General features: G+C 58.0%; 15 protein-coding genes and 1 pseudogene. 10 read left to right on the top strand and 6 right to left on the bottom strand.

Annotated elements, in window-relative coordinates; all coding sequences use genetic code 11:
* Positions 1–627: transposase family protein (locus GA0061102_RS28630; RefSeq protein ID WP_139115117.1), on the bottom strand; the 627-nt coding region annotated here is incomplete at its 3' end.
* Positions 628–956: 329 nt separating this feature from the next.
* On the opposite strand from GA0061102_RS28630, the gene GA0061102_RS28635 reads away from it, so the two are divergent.
* Genes GA0061102_RS28635 through GA0061102_RS28670 form a run of 8 tightly spaced genes read left to right on the top strand, consistent with a single transcriptional unit; the run spans position 957 to position 9,465 of the window.
* Positions 957–1,271 carry a helix-turn-helix domain-containing protein gene (locus GA0061102_RS28635; RefSeq protein ID WP_342588053.1) on the top strand — a complete coding sequence of 105 codons (315 nt, stop codon included), beginning with the start codon at positions 957–959 and terminating at the stop codon, positions 1,269–1,271.
* A complete protein-coding gene (gene hyfB, locus GA0061102_RS28640) occupies positions 1,268–3,289 on the top strand; it encodes a hydrogenase 4 subunit B (protein ID WP_092855539.1) in 2,022 nt (673 codons plus the stop codon). Before GA0061102_RS28635 ends, hyfB begins: the two co-directional genes overlap by 4 nt.
* Positions 3,280–4,236 (top strand): respiratory chain complex I subunit 1 family protein, encoded by a 957-nt coding sequence (locus GA0061102_RS28645; protein ID WP_092855541.1) that lies wholly within the window; start codon positions 3,280–3,282, stop codon positions 4,234–4,236. Before hyfB ends, GA0061102_RS28645 begins: the two co-directional genes overlap by 10 nt.
* Entirely contained in the window at positions 4,236–4,901 is a 666-nt protein-coding gene (locus GA0061102_RS28650; protein ID WP_092855543.1) for a hydrogenase-4 component E, read from the top strand. The genes GA0061102_RS28645 and GA0061102_RS28650 overlap by 1 nt, the downstream gene beginning before the upstream one ends.
* A complete protein-coding gene (locus tag GA0061102_RS28655) occupies positions 4,898–6,361 on the top strand; it encodes a hydrogenase 4 subunit F (protein ID WP_092855545.1) in 1,464 nt (487 codons plus the stop codon). Before GA0061102_RS28650 ends, GA0061102_RS28655 begins: the two co-directional genes overlap by 4 nt.
* A gap of 11 nt (positions 6,362–6,372) precedes the next feature.
* Positions 6,373–7,890 carry a hydrogenase large subunit gene (locus GA0061102_RS28660; protein ID WP_092855547.1) on the top strand — a complete coding sequence of 506 codons (1,518 nt, stop codon included), beginning with the start codon at positions 6,373–6,375 and terminating at the stop codon, positions 7,888–7,890.
* A 12-nt stretch (positions 7,891–7,902) separates the two neighbouring features.
* Entirely contained in the window at positions 7,903–8,436 is a 534-nt protein-coding gene (locus GA0061102_RS28665; protein ID WP_092855549.1) for an NADH-quinone oxidoreductase subunit B family protein, read from the top strand.
* Positions 8,437–8,448: 12 nt separating this feature from the next.
* Positions 8,449–9,465 carry a DUF4365 domain-containing protein gene (locus GA0061102_RS28670; protein ID WP_092855551.1) on the top strand — a complete coding sequence of 339 codons (1,017 nt, stop codon included), beginning with the start codon at positions 8,449–8,451 and terminating at the stop codon, positions 9,463–9,465.
* A gap of 85 nt (positions 9,466–9,550) precedes the next feature.
* On the opposite strand, the gene GA0061102_RS28675 is transcribed toward GA0061102_RS28670, so the two are convergent.
* The 4 genes from GA0061102_RS28675 to GA0061102_RS28690 all read right to left on the bottom strand — a co-directional run bounded on the left by GA0061102_RS28675 (position 9,551) and on the right by GA0061102_RS28690 (position 12,663).
* Complete coding sequence (locus GA0061102_RS28675) at positions 9,551–9,877, bottom strand: integration host factor subunit beta (RefSeq protein ID WP_092855553.1); 327 nt, start codon at positions 9,875–9,877, stop codon at positions 9,551–9,553.
* 214 nt (positions 9,878–10,091) lie between these two features.
* On the bottom strand, positions 10,092–11,480 hold the full coding sequence (locus GA0061102_RS28680) for a sensor histidine kinase (RefSeq protein WP_092855555.1): 1,389 nt from the start codon (positions 11,478–11,480) through the stop codon (positions 10,092–10,094).
* On the bottom strand, positions 11,477–12,142 hold the full coding sequence (locus tag GA0061102_RS28685; protein WP_092855557.1) for a response regulator transcription factor: 666 nt from the start codon (positions 12,140–12,142) through the stop codon (positions 11,477–11,479). Before GA0061102_RS28685 ends, GA0061102_RS28680 begins: the two co-directional genes overlap by 4 nt.
* A 2-nt stretch (positions 12,143–12,144) precedes the next feature.
* Complete coding sequence (locus GA0061102_RS28690; RefSeq protein ID WP_092855559.1) at positions 12,145–12,663, bottom strand: PepSY domain-containing protein; 519 nt, start codon at positions 12,661–12,663, stop codon at positions 12,145–12,147.
* A 1,069-nt stretch (positions 12,664–13,732) separates the two neighbouring features.
* On the opposite strand from GA0061102_RS28690, the gene GA0061102_RS28700 reads away from it, so the two are divergent.
* Entirely contained in the window at positions 13,733–15,187 is a 1,455-nt protein-coding gene (locus GA0061102_RS28700; protein ID WP_092855563.1) for a hypothetical protein, read from the top strand.
* Between the two features lie 279 nt (positions 15,188–15,466).
* A pseudogene (locus tag GA0061102_RS33925) lies at positions 15,467–16,257 on the top strand (EAL domain-containing protein); the annotation flags it as partial.
* A gap of 147 nt (positions 16,258–16,404) precedes the next feature.
* On the opposite strand, the gene GA0061102_RS28710 reads toward GA0061102_RS33925, so the two are convergent.
* The gene (locus GA0061102_RS28710; protein ID WP_092855565.1) at positions 16,405–17,700 is read right to left on the bottom strand and encodes an MgtC/SapB family protein; all 1,296 of its coding nucleotides are present in this window, start codon (positions 17,698–17,700) and stop codon (positions 16,405–16,407) included.
* Between the last annotated feature and the right edge of the window lie 267 nt (positions 17,701–17,967).

The raw sequence follows: 17,967 nt of genomic DNA on the forward strand, positions 1-17,967 counted from the left end.
AGCGACGATGGAGATCGACTGGTGCTCGGCAAGCCATGATCGAGACGTATCCAGCGCACGATCCGGCAACAGGGTGACAGGCTTCCGCCGCTCCAGATCGCAAACGATCGTCCCATAGGTTTGGCCCCGCCTGAAGGCAAAATCATCAATGCCTATGACGGTGAGTTCATCGTTCTGATCGGCAATACGGCGGCGAACCACCCGCAATAGTGTGTCGTTGCTCACTGGCACCATCAGACGATCGGCAAAGGCTGCCGCCGGTCTGCCGCCGAGCGCTAAACCAAGGTGGTGGACGATGGTCTCCAACCGCTGGGTGCGCCGACCGTAACGTGCCAACACGCCATTATCGAACTGTTCGCAGAAGATGCGCCGACCGCACAGAACGGCATCGCACCAGAACCGACGCGCCACGATCGTCAATTCCACTCGCCTGCCGCTGAGGGGGAGATCAGCGGGTCGCCGCACATTTCGACTTTGAACTCTCTGGCTTTGCCGCCCGCAGTCCGGACAACTTCCCGAGCGAAGGCGCGATCGCAGCCGAATTTGAACTCGGTCCGCAACAATCTTCACATCATCTACTGCAAGGCCGTAAGGGGCAAGGCTCGCGCGCTCGAAACGATGCTGCATAAGCTGATCCTCCGATGAATCAGCAAAAGCGTCGTCCGCAACAGCAGCAAATGTGAGTCAGAGCCGCGATTTCACCCATTTTTGCATTTCGCCATGACCTTCTTTGATCTCGATGTAGCGTGTTCGTCAACGGGTTCTCGGCAACTGGATGGGTTAACGCCGGGTGGAAATACCGGTCGGAGCATTGTGAAACTCAACAACCGGTTCTTAACAAGCTGCGGTTCGTGTCAAAACGGTGCCAATGCATCAAAATATTGCTTTTAAACATCAATAGGTACATCATAGACCTTAATTATCAGGGCTTGCGCAAGATAAACGATGGTTCAATCGTGATTACTGCCGCTCAGATGCGGGCCGCCCGGGCCCTTCTCGGTATTGACCAGCGCCAGCTGGCCGAACTGGCGGGAATTTCGGTTCCAACAATCCAGCGAATGGAGGCGAGTGCCGATGTCGTGCGCGGCAACGTCGACTCCCTGATGCGCCTTCTGGCTGCCTTCGATGGCGCGGGCATCGAAGTGATCAACGAGGGAGCCGCAAGCACCGACGGCGGGCGAGGGGTCAGGCTCAAGTCGAAGACGAAACCATCCGAAAGCGGAACGGCCGAACCATCGGCGCCCTTGCCCGCAGCGAGGACAAACTCGTGACACCGGTTTCCGTCCTTTTGTCATGTGTGGCCGCGTTGCTTGGGACGGCGGCTTTGGCGGTACGGATCGCCTCCTCGAATCGATCCACGCCAGTCATTTACAGCGCTAGCCTGGTTTTCTCCGCGATCGCCTTTGTAACCGCACTGGCATATCTTGTCATAGGTCTTCCTTCCACGAACGCACCGGTGCTTGTCCTTCCTATTGGCCTGCCGTGGCTGGGAAGCCATTTCCGTCTCGATACGCTTGCCGCCTTCTTCTTGATGGTCGTCAATCTTGGTGGCGTCATGTCGGCTCTTTATGCCATTGGTTATGGTCGTCACGAACACGCGCCGCATCGCGTGCTGCCGTTCTTTCCGGCTTTCCTCGCCGGCATGAACCTGGTCATTCTGGCAGACGATGCCTTCACCTTCCTCATCTCTTGGGAGTTCATGTCGCTTGTATCCTGGGCGCTGGTGATGGTCCATCATCACGACGCCGACAACCGGAGGGCCGGCTACGTCTATATCGTCATGGCGAGTTTCGGCACGCTGACCCTGTTGCTTGCGTTCGGCCTGCTTGCCGGTCTTCGTGGCAATTACGACTTCGCCGCGATGCGGATATCCGAACATACGCCACTGACAGCCGGCCTTGTACTCGTCTTGCTTTTGCTCGGTGCTGGTTCCAAGGCTGGTTTGGTACCGCTGCATGCCTGGCTGCCGCTGGCGCACCCGGCTGCTCCAAGCCATGTCTCCGCCTTGATGAGCGGGGTCATGACGAAGGTCGCCGTCTACGGTTTCATCCGGGTGATCTTCGATCTGCTTGGCATGCCGACGTGGTGGTCAGGCATCGTCGTCCTGACTATCGGCAGCGGCACCGCGGTGCTCGGCATCCTGCAAGCGCTGATGGAGAGCGATCTCAAACGGTTGCTCGCCTACAGCACCATCGAAAATATTGGCGTGATCTTCGTCAGCCTCGGACTGGCGCTTGCCTTCAAGGCAAACGGCATGGGGCTGGCGGCGGCGCTTGCACTGACGGCCGCACTGTTCCATGTGCTCAACCATTCCTTCTTCAAGAGCCTACTCTTCTTCGGAGCCGGTGCGGTGCTGACGGCGACAGGTGAGCGAGACATGGACAAGCTCGGCGGCCTCATCCATCGCATGCCGGTCACCAGCATCGCCTTCCTCGTCGGTAGCGTCGCGATATCAGCGCTGCCACCGTTCAACGGCTTCGTGTCCGAGTGGCTGGCGTTCCAAGCGATCCTGCAAAGCCCCGCCGTGCCGCAATGGGGATTGAAGATACTGGTGCCGGCTGTGGGCGGTTTGCTCGCACTGTCGGCAGCGCTCGTGGCCGCCTGCTTCGTCAAGGCATACGGCGTGACCTTCCTCGGTCGTCCTCGCACAGTCGTGGCTGGGCAGGCGGTGGAGATCGACCGCTTCTCGCTCGCGGCGATGTCTGTGCTGGCCGCGCTGTGCCTTCTCGCCGGCATCCTGCCGGGGATCGTCATCGACGGGCTTGCGCCCGTAACGCTGTCGTTAATTGGGGACCGGATGCCGGTGCAGGTGGATATTCCATGGCTGTCGATCGCGCCGATTGCCGAAAGCCGCAGTTCCTACAATGGCCTTCTGATATTCCTGTTCACCCTCTTCTCAGCGTCGCTGACGGCCTATCTCATTCACCGCTATGCCTCACGAGCGCTGCGCCGGGCACCGGCGTGGGATTGCGGCTTCCCCGAGATCAGCCCGGCAACGCAATATACGGCGGGCAGCTTCGCCCAACCCATACGGCGCGTTTTTGGGACGCTGGCTTTCCGCGCCCGCGAGAATGTCGACATGCCGGCGCCCGGTGATCTCCGGCCGGCCCGTTTTACCGTCGAGACGCATGATTTGATCTGGGAATGGCTCTACCTGCCGATCACCGGCGCCGTCGGCTTTACCGCCGAGAAGCTCAACCACCTGCAATTTCTTACGATCCGGCGTTATCTGAGTCTGGTTTTCCTCACGCTCGTCTTCCTGCTGGTGGTGCTAGCGTTATGGTCGTGATCTCCGCTCTCATCATCCAAGCTTTCCAAATGGCGCTCGTCGTGCTGCTCGCACCACTGCTGACCGGTTTCATCCGCCTGATCAAGGCGCGCTTGCTGCGTCGGCAAGGGCCTTCCATGATCCAGCCCTATCGGGACATCCTTCGGCTTTTGCGCAAGGAAGTGGTGCTGGCCGAGAATGCGTCATGGTTGTTTCGGGTGACGCCCTATCTGATCTTCGCCGTAACCTGGATCGCAGCTGCCATCGTCCCGACTTTCGCCACCGGCCTCATCTTCAGCTGGACGGCGGATTTGATTGCCATTATCGCGCTGCTTGGCAGCGCCCGTTTCTTTCTGGCGCTCGCCGGCATGGACGTCGGCACCAGCTTTGGCGGTATCGGATCGAGCCGTGAGGCGATGATCGCAACCCTCGCGGAACCGTCGATGCTGCTGATCATTTTCACGCTCGCCCTGATCGCGGGCTCGACCCAGCTTTCGAGCATCGCCGCTTTCATGACCTCCCCGCAGGTGGGGCTGCGCGTTTCGCTGGCAATCGCCTTGATCGCTCTCGTCATGGTCGCGATTGCCGAAAATGCCCGTATCCCCGTTGACAACCCCGCAACTCATCTGGAGTTGACCATGGTACATGAAGCCATGGTGCTCGAATATTCAGGACGGCACCTCGCGATGATCGAGCTGGCGGCATCCCTGAAGCTCCTGCTTTACATCTCGCTAATCGCCTGCATGTTCCTTCCATGGAAACTCGCCGTACTGGGGGAGGCGCCAGTGGCCTATCTGGCGGGCCTGCTCGCCTATCTCGTCAAGCTCGCGGCCGCCGGCGTCCTCCTTGCCTTGTTCGAGACCGCGACCGCTAAGATGCGGGTCTTTCGGGTGCCGGAATTCCTGGGCGCAGCACTCATGCTCGGCCTGCTCGCCACCTTGCTGCGATTCGTCTCGAGGAGCCTGTGATGAATGGACCGGTCTTTGACATCGCTCATATGCTCGCCGGCGGCCTGGTGCTGGTCAGCATGATGATGCTCTATCAGGACCGCCTCTATGCGCTGCTCAACGTGTTCGCGCTGCACTCATTGCTATTGACCCTGTCGGTGGCCTGGCAAGCTTTCGTCCAGGACGCTCCGCATCTCTATGTCACGGCCGCGATCGCGCTGGTCTTCAAGGCTATCGTCATTCCTGTGGTGCTCCATCGCATGATTCGCCAACTCGGCATTCACCGCGAGATCGAGACCGTCGTCGGCATCGGCCCAACAATGCTCGCCGGCATCTGCTTGGTCGCCTTGGCGACTGTGGTGATGTTGCGGGTAACGCCGGAGGCGGATCCTTTGGCGCGGGAGGATCTCGCCTTCGCATTGTCGGTGCTGTTGCTTGGGCTGCTGATCATGGTCACCCGCCGCAATGCCGTCAGCCAGGTCGTCGGCTTCATGTCGCTCGAAAACGGGCTGGTGCTTGCCGCGACCGGCGCCAAGGGCATGCCGCTGGTCGTCGAGATCAGCGTCGCTTTCTCGATCCTGATCGCCTTCATCGTTATTGGCGTCTTTCTGTTTCGCATCCGAGAGCGGTTCGACACGGTCGATGTTCGGGCGCTCGATGACTTCAAGGGGAGGAGGCGCAAATGATCGCGTTTTCCTCTGTTCTGACCTTCGATGCCGTGACTGCCGTTCTCGTGATACCGATTGTGGCAGCCGTCCTCCTGGCCTTCCTGCCCGGCTATCGGATGACTGCACGGCTGAATGTGTTCGCAAGCCTGCTGACCTTGCTCGCCGCTCTTTCCCTGTTCGTCACCGAACGGCCGACACCGGGACAATATCTGATTGTCGACGATCTCAATATTGTCTTCATCGTCCTCAACACCTTCGTGGGGTTTACTACCAGCATATTCAGCGCCAGCTACATCGCGCATGAATTGGAAACCGGCCGGCTGACGCCTGCCAACCTTCGTTTTTACCACGCCATGTATCAGATCATGATGTTCGGCATGAATCTCGCTTTCGTATCGAACAATATCGGTCTGATGTGGGTCGCAGTCGAGCTTGCGACGCTCACCACCGTGTTGATGGTCGGGATCTACCGCACGCACGAGGCGCTCGAAGCCGCCTGGAAATATTTCATTCTGGGGAGCGTCGGCATCGCCTTTGCGCTGTTCGGCACCATTCTTGTCTATCTGGCGGCGCAGCCGGTCGTCGGTGAAGGTTATGACGCGATGGTTTGGACCATCCTAATCGATCACGCCTCCGCCTTCGATCCGGCGCTTCTTAACGTCGCCTTCGTCTTTCTGCTGCTTGGATATGGCACCAAGATCGGTCTAGCGCCACTGCATGCCTGGTTGCCGGACGCGCATGCCGAGGGACCGACTCCAATCTCGGCGGTCCTGTCCGGCCTGCTGCTGAATGTCGCGCTCTATGCAGTTCTGCGCTTCAAGATGCTGCTGTCGGCCAATCCCGAAGCTCTTGCGCCTGGGCCGCTGATGATGACGATGGGGCTCGCATCGCTGATTTTCGCGGCTTTCATGCTCTACCGTCGCCGCGATATCAAGCGTCTGTTCGCCTACTCTTCGATCGAGCACATGGGTATCATCGTCTTTGCCTTTGGCCTCGGGGGATCGATCGCCAATTTTGCCGGGCTATTGCACATGGTCATGCATTCGCTGACCAAATCGGCGATCTTTTTTGCCGTCGGCCACATTGCCCAGGTCAAGGGCACGCAAAGACTGTCTGCCATCCGCGGTTTGACCGAAACGCATCCGGGGCTCGGCTGGGGCCTGCTCACCGGCGTCGTTGCTATCGCCGGACTGCCGCCGGCAGGGGTGTTCATGAGCGAGTTCCTGATCGTCAGCTCGGCTTTCGCAAAGCACCCGCTGCTGGCCATTCCGCTCGTCTTCGGATTGCTGGTCGCGTTCGGCGCGCTGCTGCTGCGGCTGACAGGGGCCGTCTTCGGGCAGCCGCGCGGCAGCAGGGCGCCTGCCGAGGCATCCTATGTGCCGATGTATGCCCACCTCGCGCTGGTGCTGGTCGCCGGCGTCTATCTGCCGTCAGAGCTGGTGGCCTGGTTCCAGCATATCGCCAACCTTCTTCGATGATTGGGGGGGAGATGTCGACGCTCAGTGATATCCTCGAGAAAGGGCGTTCCGTTCCGCACCATGCTCCGTGGCCACGCGCCGTCGCGGATGCGGATGCATGGACATCGGCGGCACAGGCTCTGTCCGAAGGACGTCTGGTCCTGCTCGGTCTTTGGGGCGAAGGAAACGCAGTTCATATGGCCTTGCTCGATGAACCGGCTGGCACGATCGGCGTCCTCAGCCTGGAAGGATTGGACAGCGCCGGCTATCCTTCCATCGCGCGATTGCATCCGCCGGCGCTTAAGCCCGAGCGGGCGATCCGTGATTTAACCGGGCTCGAACAGTGGGGTTTGCCGGACAACCGGCCGTGGCTCGATCACGATCGATGGAATTTGCACTATCCTATGGGAAAGCGTGGCGTTCCATCGTCGAAGACCGCTCCCTATACCTTTTTGCCGGCCGAGGGCGACGGCTTGCATCAGATCCCGGTCGGTCCGGTGCATGCCGGCATCATCGAGCCGGGACATTTTCGCTTCACAGCTAACGGCGAGACCGTCGTCCGACTTGAGGAACGGTTGGGCTATACCCATAAGGGCATCGAGGCGCTGATGGCCGGCGCGGACCTCGTCCGTGGAGCGCAGCTTGCCGGGCGAATATCCGGCGATAGCACCGTGGCCTACGCCTATGCCTTTGCGCGGGCTGTGGAGGCGGCCCTGGGACTCGCAGTTCCGCCCAGGGCGGTTTGGCTGCGCGCTCTGATGGCCGAACTGGAGCGGCTCGCCAACCATCTCGGTGATATCGGCGCCATCTGCAACGACGCCGCTTTTCCGCTGATGCTGGCTCATTGCGGCGTGCTGCGCGAACGCGTACTGCGTGCCTCCGATGCCGCCTTTGGCCACCGTTTGATGCGTGACCGCATCGCGCCCGGCGGCGTCGCGATCGACCTCGGCGACACCGGGCTGGTCGGCTTGCGGAACCTGTTGGCCGAAATCCGCCGCCGATTCCCGGCCCTGGTGGAACTCTACGACAACACTGCCTCGCTGCAAGACCGGACGGTCGGCACGGGCAAGCTGCGCGTTGATATGGCCCGTGAATATGGAGCAGGTGGTTATGTCGGGCGGGCCTCGGGACGCAGTTTTGACGCCCGGTGGGCCCTGCGCTACCCACCCTACGATAATCTGATCTTTGATGTTCCAGTGCTTGACGACGGCGATGTCAACTCCCGTGTCTGGATCCGTATTCGGGAGGTCGAACAGAGCCTGTCGCTAGCCGAGCAAATTCTCGACCAGCTTCCGAAAGGCCCAGTCCTCACCGCTGTACCCTTCGTTAGCGAAAGCCGCGAAGGTCTGGCCCTCGTCGAGGGATTTCGCGGTGATGTGCTGGTCTGGCTGCGGCTCACACCGGAGGGCATCATCGAACGCTGCCACCTGCGCGATCCATCTTGGTTCCAGTGGCCGCTCCTGGAGGCAGCGATCGAAGGCAACATCGTCGCCGACTTCCCGCTCTGCAACAAGTCTTTCAACTGCTCCTATTCTGGTCATGATCTTTGAAGGCAGGACCCCATGCGAAAGCTCCTCTTCGAAAGCCTGCTCCACCTGCCGCTGACCGAACCGGCGCCGCACCTCTCGGATGCAGCGATAGAAGAACTTTCCGCCGCCATCGACGCGGCATCCCGCCGGCGTCTCGGCCGCAGCCTCTCGATCCGCGCCATCGATGCCGGATCATGCAACGGTTGCGAGTTGGAGATGCACGCGTTGAGCAACGCCTTCTACGATATGGAGCGCTTCGGCATCCGTTTCGTCGCCTCACCGCGGCATGCAGACGTGCTGCTCGTAACCGGCCCGGTAACCAAAAACATGCACGAAGCTCTGGAGCGGACGTACAATGCTACGCCGGCCCCCAAGTGGGTTGTCGCGCTTGGTGATTGCGCGCGCGACGGCGGCTGTTTTGCGGGCAGCTACGCCATCATCGGCGGGGTTTCGAAGGTCGTACCTGTCGATCTCCACATCCCAGGCTGCCCACCGTCGCCGACGGATATCCTCAGAGGTCTTCTTGCTTTGCTTGAACATGTGAACACGGGAGGCCGCGCTTCGTGACGGCGAGCTTCAATGGTTCGACTTCTCCGGGCTGGATTTATCGCAATAGACGCTCTGATCGCGGCCGTTCGACGCTGGATTTTTCCGCCACCGCCACTGCAGCTGCGCGGCAAGAAGCTGCATGACCATGAGACGGATCCCGCCGTCCGCCTTGCCATCGACGCTGTCGAGAAGGTTTTTCTTCGGGATTTCAAATGGGCTTTCCGTAGGTTGTCAAGTTCGGACACCGGCATCGATGCGCGCGCCGAAATCCTTGATGACGGCCGGCCGACAGGCCGGTTTTTGCCGTTGCAAATCAGATCCGTATCGCCCACGAGCCGGAGGCATGGCGATCATACCCATCGCGGAGAGAAGAAAAACCTCGATTACTGGACAAGGCATTCACTACCGGTCTGGGTGATCATCGTCGATTCTGAAAGCGGCCTGATGCTCTGGCAACAGGTTGAGGAGCGGTTGTGCGAGGTAACGGACGCGGAATGGTCGATCGTCATTCCGGCGACCAATGTGCTCGACGCCTCCGCCCGGCTCTGCTTCGAGGAGACCATAGCGACGGATCCCGAGTCCTTGATGCGCTCCGCCTTTGCGCTTGATCACGCACTGATGCAGGAAATACGGGATCAGACGACATTTTTTGTCTGGGACGAGTGGGGTGACACGACTGCGATCTTCTGCAATCTCCGCATCTATATCGGCGAAGGCCGGGAGGAAGAGCCGGATGTGCGGATCGACTATCATCTTCGCGCGCATAGTCTTCATGACGTGATGACTACCCTTTTCCCCTGGGCAACCTATTCCTATGCCGAGCCGATTTCGGAGTATTCCGGTGAAGTTGCAGTGCACATCTTGGAGGTAGAACTGCGACCTGGAGCCTACGCCTACCTAGAGGCTGAGAGTTTCCTGGAGGCAGGTTATCCCGAAGACGAGGAACCATCGGCTCCGGAACCTGATGGCTTCATCACGGAAGAAGAGGAGCGAGAATTCTGGCAAAGACGAAGAAGGTCCCGGCGCCCCGATAATCGGACGGATTAAGCAGCAAAAATCCGGCAACTTCATATCAGCCGATGAAATTTGCTATCCGGCGTGCGGGGACTGGCACAAATGCCGAGAAAGCTCCCTAGCCCTCTTCCGGTGGACGACGTACCCGTGCGTGCCGAACGTCTATCTTTGGATTCAAGCGATCCTGCATCTCCTTACTCGCTCTGAAGAAAGGCACCCATTTTTCTTCTACGAAGACAGCCTTGCCTGTTGACGGATTGCGCCCCGAACGTGGTGGCCGGTGGCGGACAGAAAATATGCCGAAGCCTCGCAGTTCGACCCTTCCGCCCTCCGCCAGTGTCCCGACAATCTCGTCGATAATCGTCTCAACAATCCGCATCACGTCGCTGGGGTAGAGGCGCGGATTGCGAGACGCGATAATATGTACGAGTTCCGATTTGATCATTGTACCCTGTATTTCCGCTCCCTACCGCAAGACGCGGACTTAGCCGGCCATAAACCGCTTCTCAAAAAGTCTTGTGGCCAACTAACTGCTGTGCAGCGATCGCTTTTCCGATACTGATCTTCCCGAGGTACGTCTTTACCTTGGGGAGTGGCAAGGAAAAATATCGCGATCTATCTTTTCGCTCATGAACGGCTCAGCGCACCAATCCAGATATTTACTGCCAAGCATTAAGTTTACGCTGCCACGGTTCCTCAGGTGTAGCGACGGGCAAGCGAATTACGACCTCGAGGCCGCCGTATTTGGATCGTTCGAAGGCAATCGTTCCGTTGTTGAGGGAGACAATCTCGCACGCGATCGCCAGGCCAAGGCCTGTGCCTGTTTCATCGAAGCGTCTGCCGCGTTGACCGATCGAGCTGAGAGCGGACGGTGGAATGCCCGGACCATCGTCGGATATCTGCAATTCGACGGCCGTCGCGTCATCCTTAGCCTGAATGCAGATAAGCGAGTTTGCCCATTGGGCGGCGTTCTCCAGTATCACGCCGACAAGCTCGATGAGATCGTTTGCGTCGATATCGACGTTTAGACCATCGATGACATCGACCGCCCAGTCGAGATGTTCGCCGGCGCGTGTTTTCTTCAGCACCGCGACCGCTCGGGGGACGACGCTGCTCAAGGATGCGCTGAGGGCATGCATCCGAGTGCGTTGACGCAGCCGGACGAGACGCAACTGGTAATCGATCCGATCACGCATCTCGTTCGTCAGGTCAATGATCGAGGCTGCGCCGCGCGCGTCGCCGCCTTCTTCGAGCTGATAGGCAATGGTGCCAAGCACCGCGAGCGGAGTTTTTAGTCCGTGTGCAAGATCCGAAGCACGCGACCGTGCAAAATCCATTGATTTCTGCTGCAGGGCAAGGAGAGCGTTTACTTCGCTGACGACAGGAACTACTTCCAGCGGATAGGCAGCCTCGATCGAGGAAGCAATGCCCTTGCGGATGGCTTCGATATCCTGACGCAACCTCCTGAACGGCGATAGGCCGAACCGCACTTGCAGGATGGCGGCCAGTACCAAGACGACACCAAGGATTAGGAGCGCCACGGCCAGCTCCCGCCCAAAGCGGGCGATCGCCTCGTCGAGAATCGACCGGTCTTGAGCGACGATGACCTGATAACGGCGCTCGCTTTTGGCTTTCGGAAAGCGAGCCGTCAAGGAAAAGGCGAGTAACGATTGTCCGACAGGCCCCCGTGCGGTTGAGAGTTGCCCGCCCTCGCCGGGGAAGCCGACCCTTAGGACATCATCCCAAAGCGAGCGAGAGCGGATGGTCTGCTCGGTGCCCAAATCTGTGATCTGCCAGTAGAGACCACTAATCGGCGTATCGTAGCGTGGATCAGGCAAAGTGCCGGTAAGCACTGGCGCCGTACCACGCGCGTCCGGATCGATCAGGGCGATAAGGCGCGACATCGTCGCCGACAAATCTGCAGAAGCGCCGCGTTCGACGTTCTTTGTGAACAGATACCCGATAGTTACGCCCGCCAAAACCAGCGCGACGGCGATCCAGACGCCTGCTCCCAGTATCAGACGAACCCGTAAAGACTGAATTCTCAAGGATTATTCCTATCGAGGACGTACCCAAAGCCGCGACGTGTTGCGATAATATCGGCGCCCAGTCGCTTCCGCAGGCGGCCAATAAGCACCTCGACCGCGTTCGAGCCGCCTTCGAAGTCCTGCGCATAGAGATGTTCGGCTATCTCGAGCTGTGAGACGACGCGACCGCCCTGATGTGCCATGAAGGCGAGCAGCCGGTATTCCTGTGGTGTAAGTACGATCGGAACGCCCGCCCGAGATACCTGTCTCATCCGCGTGTCGAGCATGAGCTCGCCGATTTCGATCTGCGATGACGCAAGACCACCGGCCCGGCGGATAATCGCTCGGACACGCGCCAGTACTTCCTCCATACGAAAAGGCTTTGCCACGTAATCGTCAGCGCCGGATTCGATCCCCTCGACCCGCTCGTCCCACTGTCCGCGCGCTGTCAGAATCAATACGGGCGCGTTACGTCCAGCGCGGCGCCAACGCTTAAGGATCGTCAAGCCATCCAGGGTCGGAAGACCGAGGTCAAGGATCACCGCATCGAATGTTTCAGTCTCGCCGCGGAACCAGGCGTCCTCTCCATCTGTGGCATATTCCGCGACGAAGCCGGCGGTCGACAACGCAATGCCAAGCGACTCTGCGATGCGGCGATCATCTTCAGCAACGAGTATCCGCATATTTATCTCACCTTGAGCAGTTTTCCCGTGCGGGCATTGAAAGAATAGCGGCGCACTTCATTGTCAGTTTCAAGTACTTTCAACTCGTACTGCAGAACACCTTTCACGGCATGCAGGCGCGCATCAATGATCTGCCCGTTGGTCAGTTGTCGGGCGATTGTGACGATGCCGTCTAACGGAAGGGCTCGATCGCTTTGAACAGCTTCCAAAGCGCCATTCGGTCCGTTAAATCTATCGTCGGTCCCATTGTGCCCGGATCCTTCGGGACCGGACGACTCGCCGCCGTCGGAATCATCGGAATCGGTGTCGCCATTGCTTGAGTCCGGATTCGATGCCCCAGCATCGGGATCTTGGCCAGAGGAACCTTCCGAACCACCGCCGCTGTCAGCAACTTCGATGTAGTGAACGCCTTTCGCCGCCCTGGCGGTTTCCTGTGCGTGCGCGACAGCCGGAAGATGCAGTGCAAGGGCAACCGCAGTGAAACACGTGAAGGCTCTTAGGGACCGAAAACGCACATACATCTCCCTACGCCGTCAAAGCCGCTCGAGTGGTGAGCTTAGACGAACGAAGCTGACAATTCCCTGACAACGCCCTCACGGGATTTTCAGGCACTATGGAGTATATCAGCCACCATCGAGGCAAAACAAGGCAACCGGAAGCAAGGTTCTAGCTCATCCGACCGAGCGGTCTTTTGACAATCGCGCGCGAGGGCAGGTCTCTTCGACATTCGATAGCAACTGAAGGAATACAATATGCAGACGCTGTTTCGCTTTATGCCAGTCGTCATATATGCGTCCGCGCTGTTTGCCATCTTTCTGATGATGTTGGTCATTCGACCAACACATAGATGCGGGCCTTTTCACATTTTCAGACACCATCGAACAAACCAGTCGCCGTTAAGCCCAAACAAGGAAATCGGAAACAGGTCCTTGCTCCAAGTGACCCCGGCAGGCGTGTGGCATGCGAACGCTCAGGGTGCCAATTTGCGAATTGGCGCCGATCAAGGTCCGACGACGATCCGTCTCTTCGACGTTCGATAGTAACCGAAGGAACACAATATGCAGACGCCATTTCGCTTTGTGCCAGCCATCATTTACGTGGCCGCGCTATTTGCCATCGTTTTGTCGATGTTGATTGTTCGACCAACGCATGTAAGAGGGCCATTTAGCCCCCATTTGGCGTACATTGCCAAGATGCGAAATACTCCGGTTGCAGACTCGTGCACTGAGACCGAAATGCAAACGCGGGAAAGACACGGTTACTGCAGCAATTTATCCACGAGTGATCGATGATGTTTATCGTGACGAATACGGTATTCAGAAAACAGATCGGCGCGCGCCTGAGGTCGCCTTCGCAGAGCACGTGATTGCGTGCGATGACACTGCTGTCTGCGGTGGCAATCATAGGAAGCTTGGTTTCGGTTGGCCAAGATAGAGCCGCGGTTCTAGTTTACCGAGGTGGAGCTTTTCCGGAGCTTTCGGCCCCCTTCCTCATCAGAATCGACCTTGAAAGTATTGCAGCGGTGGCTCGCTCGAACGCGGGCATGAAACCTGCAAGCGCGTTCGAAGGCACAAATATGGGTTTTCCAATATGTTCATAACTTCGATACTGAACAAAATTGCATCAGGCAGTTTGATACTCACGATTTCCGCTCAGGCGGCTAGTTCGATACCGATTGCCGCAGCGGCCTATATCACTCAAGTAAGCCTTGCATCTTCCGCTGTTGCCGCGCTTCCGACCAAACGAAATGCCCAAGGGCTACTGTTGGATTTGCGTGTGTCATTCGGGATGATCGCGGGGAGCTACAAGGAAACCTTCGGCATCCGACACCGAAGTGCTACCAACGTTCTCGAAGGTGTGACCCGTGCGGCACGTGCCAACCAGCGACTGGAGGATGCGCTTGCGACCCACAGCAGCAAGGCCATTGCCGATGCCACCGGCAGCCTATCAAGGGCTATCGGTGAGTTGCAGACGCTATATGCCTTAACGCCAGCGCAAAACAGGCAGGCTGCACAAGGCATGCGCTATCTGAACGCTGCATGGAAAACCTATTCTTCCCGGTATGTACTCTCAACGTCAGGCAATCAAACCAAGACAGTAAGCAGGGCCGAAGTTCGAGCTCTACGTGAGAAGGTGACCGCTCTGCAAAAACGCGTTTCGTCGCTGGAAGGTCAGGTTTCCGCAAATGCGACGCTTCAGCGACAAATGGCACGACTGAGACAGGACCTCGCCTACTACGATAGCCGACCTGATGACGACCGGACTTACCAACATATGCTGCTCACACTGACAATGGTGGCGGGCTCTTTCGATGCACTCGCTTACACCACACGAGTCTATTATCCAACATATTATGCGTATCTCGAACCGGTCATCCCGGAATTCTACATCTGGCGTTCCTATTGGGACGGCTTCTACGACGGATATTACGAAGGGCGTAGTTCGGTGTGGTATGACGAGCCGGTCGTTGTCGAAGGTCCGTTGGTCGAGATCAACCAGATTGAGGTCAATCAGGAGATTACCTATCAGACGATCTACAATATGGCAGATGAGATCCGTGTCGAATACGAATCTCTGCCGCAAGAAAATTTAACTGAGATCGATATACCGGCGATACCAGAAGACACAATTCTCATTCCACGGACCTTGGCGCGGACGACAGATGACGATGTCATATCCAAAGTGGACGAGACAACCCCGGTCGCCGCCGAACCGAATGGCATTTCGTCTAAGCCCGATGAAGAATATGGACTATCGAATGACAAAGGGCCAGATATGACTACACCGCGTGGCAGTGAAGATCATTTCGGTAGCGTGCAGCGACGAGATATGGGCATTGTAGAAGAAATCAACCACGACAATAATCGGGATGATTCTTCGGACGATCCTGGAGATTTGCTTCAAAAGAACAACATCTTGCCCGCAGAAAGTGAGGGAAATTCACATAAAGTTCCACCGGCAAAACTGATACCACAACAGCAGATGGAGCCGCAGGAAGAGGGTAGTGATTCTATCAAATGCCAAGAGGATAACAGCAGTTGCTGATACGGCGATCTATTGGTTTCGGGACCCCCATGAACGCGCCGGAAGTCTCAGACGCCTTAGACTGACCGGATCCGTTCTTTCTTTGCCCGTATGGAGTCGGTAACAGCCATTCAAAGTGACGAGCTGATCGTTAACCGTTCCAGTTCGCTTACGCGCTAATTCGGCCGTGAACTCGCGGTTTTTGCCTGCCACCGGAACTTGCAGAGCGTGCTCATCATGTTCATGCGAACTGTGCAACGGCTGCGGGTGTATTAGAGAAATAGTACATTCAAATTATCTCAGGACTGGTTGGCGGAGCTGAAGTCCGGCCAGGTCATTCGCGTGCACCACGAGAAACTGTCCGATGGTGGTTGGGTCTCGACGCATGAGGATATTACCGAACACCGGAATGCCTAGCGACAAATAGCGCATTTGGCACTGCACGACTCGTTGACTGAACTGCCGAACCGTGCCGCGCAAAATCGGAAACTCGACGGTTTGCTTAAACAGCACGGCGTGGAAGGATCACAGTTTGCGGTCCTATACCTCGATCTGGATCGGTTCAAAGAGGTCAACGATTTGTTCGGTCACAATATTGGGGACGTTGTTCTGCTCACGGCAGCCAAACGCCTTTGCGTGGCTGCGGATAGTGCTTTTGTTGCCCGCTTTGGAGGCGACGAATTTATGGTTTTGGCAGAAGTTGACGCTGCCTCCGCGGCGGTTCTCGCCGACCGCATCATCGCGACCTTGAGCGCGTGATCTCGACGCTTGGGCGCCTCAAGTCGCTTGGGGTGCGGATCGCGATTGATGATTTCGGGACCGGTTATTAATCGCTCTCCTATCTGCAATCCTTTCCATTCGACAAGATCAAGGTAGATCAATCGTTCGTTCACAATATCGGACAGTCCTCGTCAGCGGCGATCATACGGGCAGTTATCGGGCTCGGGCGTGGCCTGAATTTGCCTATTGTCGCTGAGGGTGTTGAAACGACAGATCAGCTTGCGTTTCTGACCCGTGAGAGTTGCGACCAGGTGCAGGGTGTGAATCGGATCCGAACGTTGACCCCTTACGCGCGGAACCCAACATATTGATCTGCTTTCCCAATTCGCGCCAAAGTTGGGATTGGGAGCAGCGCGGGGATGCCACCACTCCTCTCTCAATTTTTACTGCATTTCCAAAAAGTTATCGCCGGCATCAATGGGGTGAATCTTTAGAGCCGATTCGCAGCTTGGTCGCTATTACGGCAAGTGTTCCATCAGAAGCCACTCCATCATCGGTGTTGTTTCGAACACGACGATGCCAGCGACGAGCGCGCTGGCGCTGGCCAATACAAAGCGGCCACTGTATGCGCGACCGCCCAAGACTAAAGCGTATGCGGTTTTTGCCACCGTATTGGCGATGATGGCTGCCCCGAGAGCCGTTGCCGTAAATTCAGCTCCTATGCTGTCAAGGATGCCGGCAATTGTAACAGTGATGGCATCAATATCTGCAAGCCCAGAGAGCGTTGAGACGACAAGCAAGCCAGATTGCCCGAACCAGGCCGCGGCCGCCCGTGCGAAGAACCCTACGGCAACGAGAAGGAGCGCAGTTTTCAAAACGGAAAGCAATTCGAACGGGTTTCGTGTGCGGTGTTCAGTGTGCCCGGCAGTGTCCTTCCGCGCAAAGAGCAGTGAGAAACCGGCCATCACGAGGGCGGCGGCAACTAGGGAGGGGCCGAGGCGCACGGCGATCGGCGGCGCAAGGATGGCGATGTAAAAAAGCACCTTGAGGTACGAGACGGCGTTTGCGGCCGTTGCGCCGGCAACCAACAGTGCTGCGGACTGTCCGGTAAGGCTGAGACGGGCATTCGTGACGGCAATCGCGGTTGACGATACCAGGCCGTTGACTGCTCCCGCGACGAGTTCGCCGCGAACCTGGCCGAACGCCTTGACGGCCACATATCCCAGGAAGGAGATGCCTGCGAGAAGGACTACCAATTGCCAAGTGCCGGAGGGAGAAATGCCGCCAAACGGGCCGAGCGGAGCAGTGGGCAGGATCGGCAAGACAATGACAGCCATTGCAAGGAAAACGATGGCCGATCGCAGCTCGTTCCAACTCAGAGCCCGAACGAACCGATGCAATATCTCGCGACTGGCCAGGATTGCCACGAGCGAAACGCCGCCGGCTGCTGCCAGCCGCGCATTACCAAGCACGGCGAGGGATCCCAGCGCAAAGGTTGCCATGGCTGCGACGACGGTGGTGACACTGTAATCGCCTTCCACGATCGATTCCCGAAACTGATAGAGGGCGAAGATGGCGCTAAAGATCGCGAACATGGCGACGACGACGAGGCCGTATAGCGCCGGCTGCGCGGATTGCGTCTGTTCAATCAGGCCCGAAAGACCGCCGAGCATGCCGACGATCATGAAGGTGCGGATTCCGGCAGTTCGCTTTCCCGCACCTTCATCGCGCTCCCGCCAGTGGCGCTCTACGCCGACGACTGCGCCGATAGCCAGTGCCAAACCGAGCCGCTCGAAAGATTCAATGCTCTCCATCCCACCCCCTTATTCGAATCCGCTTCATCTGTGTTGTCCCATCATTCCGGCCGTTTCTGCGCCCGCCCTCTCTCACGCCCGCTTTGTCAACAGCTTGTGTGCACCGAGCCGGTTGGTGTTACACCAGGAGCGCCTGCGAGCTCTCTGAAGCCTCACTCGGCGATCCGACTGGTATCCCGCCTCGAAAGCCATACCTGCAATCTGGTGAGGCTGGACGATTGCAGGTCGGTTGTCACCGCAAGAAATGAAAGAGTGGCCTTTTCCTGG

The sequence above is a fragment of the Martinezella miluonensis genome, assembly GCF_900094545.1.
In the GTDB taxonomy this organism is placed as follows: domain Bacteria; phylum Pseudomonadota; class Alphaproteobacteria; order Rhizobiales; family Rhizobiaceae; genus Rhizobium; species Rhizobium miluonense.

Excerpts from the sequence above, each read along its gene's own strand:
- GA0061102_RS28645 (WP_092855541.1), top strand. The coding sequence starts at position 3,280 with ATGGTCGTGATCTCCGCTCTCATCATCCAAGCTTTCCAAATGGCGCTC.
- GA0061102_RS28670 (WP_092855551.1), top strand. The coding sequence starts at position 8,449 with ATGGTTCGACTTCTCCGGGCTGGATTTATCGCAATAGACGCTCTGATC.
- GA0061102_RS28655 (WP_092855545.1), top strand. The coding sequence starts at position 4,898 with ATGATCGCGTTTTCCTCTGTTCTGACCTTCGATGCCGTGACTGCCGTT.
- GA0061102_RS28700 (WP_092855563.1), top strand. The coding sequence starts at position 13,733 with ATGTTCATAACTTCGATACTGAACAAAATTGCATCAGGCAGTTTGATA.
- GA0061102_RS28675 (WP_092855553.1), bottom strand. The coding sequence starts at position 9,877 with ATGATCAAATCGGAACTCGTACATATTATCGCGTCTCGCAATCCGCGC.
- GA0061102_RS28685 (WP_092855557.1), bottom strand. The coding sequence starts at position 12,142 with ATGCGGATACTCGTTGCTGAAGATGATCGCCGCATCGCAGAGTCGCTT.
- GA0061102_RS28650 (WP_092855543.1), top strand. The coding sequence starts at position 4,236 with ATGAATGGACCGGTCTTTGACATCGCTCATATGCTCGCCGGCGGCCTG.
- GA0061102_RS28665 (WP_092855549.1), top strand. The coding sequence starts at position 7,903 with ATGCGAAAGCTCCTCTTCGAAAGCCTGCTCCACCTGCCGCTGACCGAA.
- GA0061102_RS28690 (WP_092855559.1), bottom strand. The coding sequence starts at position 12,663 with ATGTATGTGCGTTTTCGGTCCCTAAGAGCCTTCACGTGTTTCACTGCG.
- GA0061102_RS28660 (WP_092855547.1), top strand. The coding sequence starts at position 6,373 with ATGTCGACGCTCAGTGATATCCTCGAGAAAGGGCGTTCCGTTCCGCAC.
- GA0061102_RS28710 (WP_092855565.1), bottom strand. The coding sequence starts at position 17,700 with ATGGAGAGCATTGAATCTTTCGAGCGGCTCGGTTTGGCACTGGCTATC.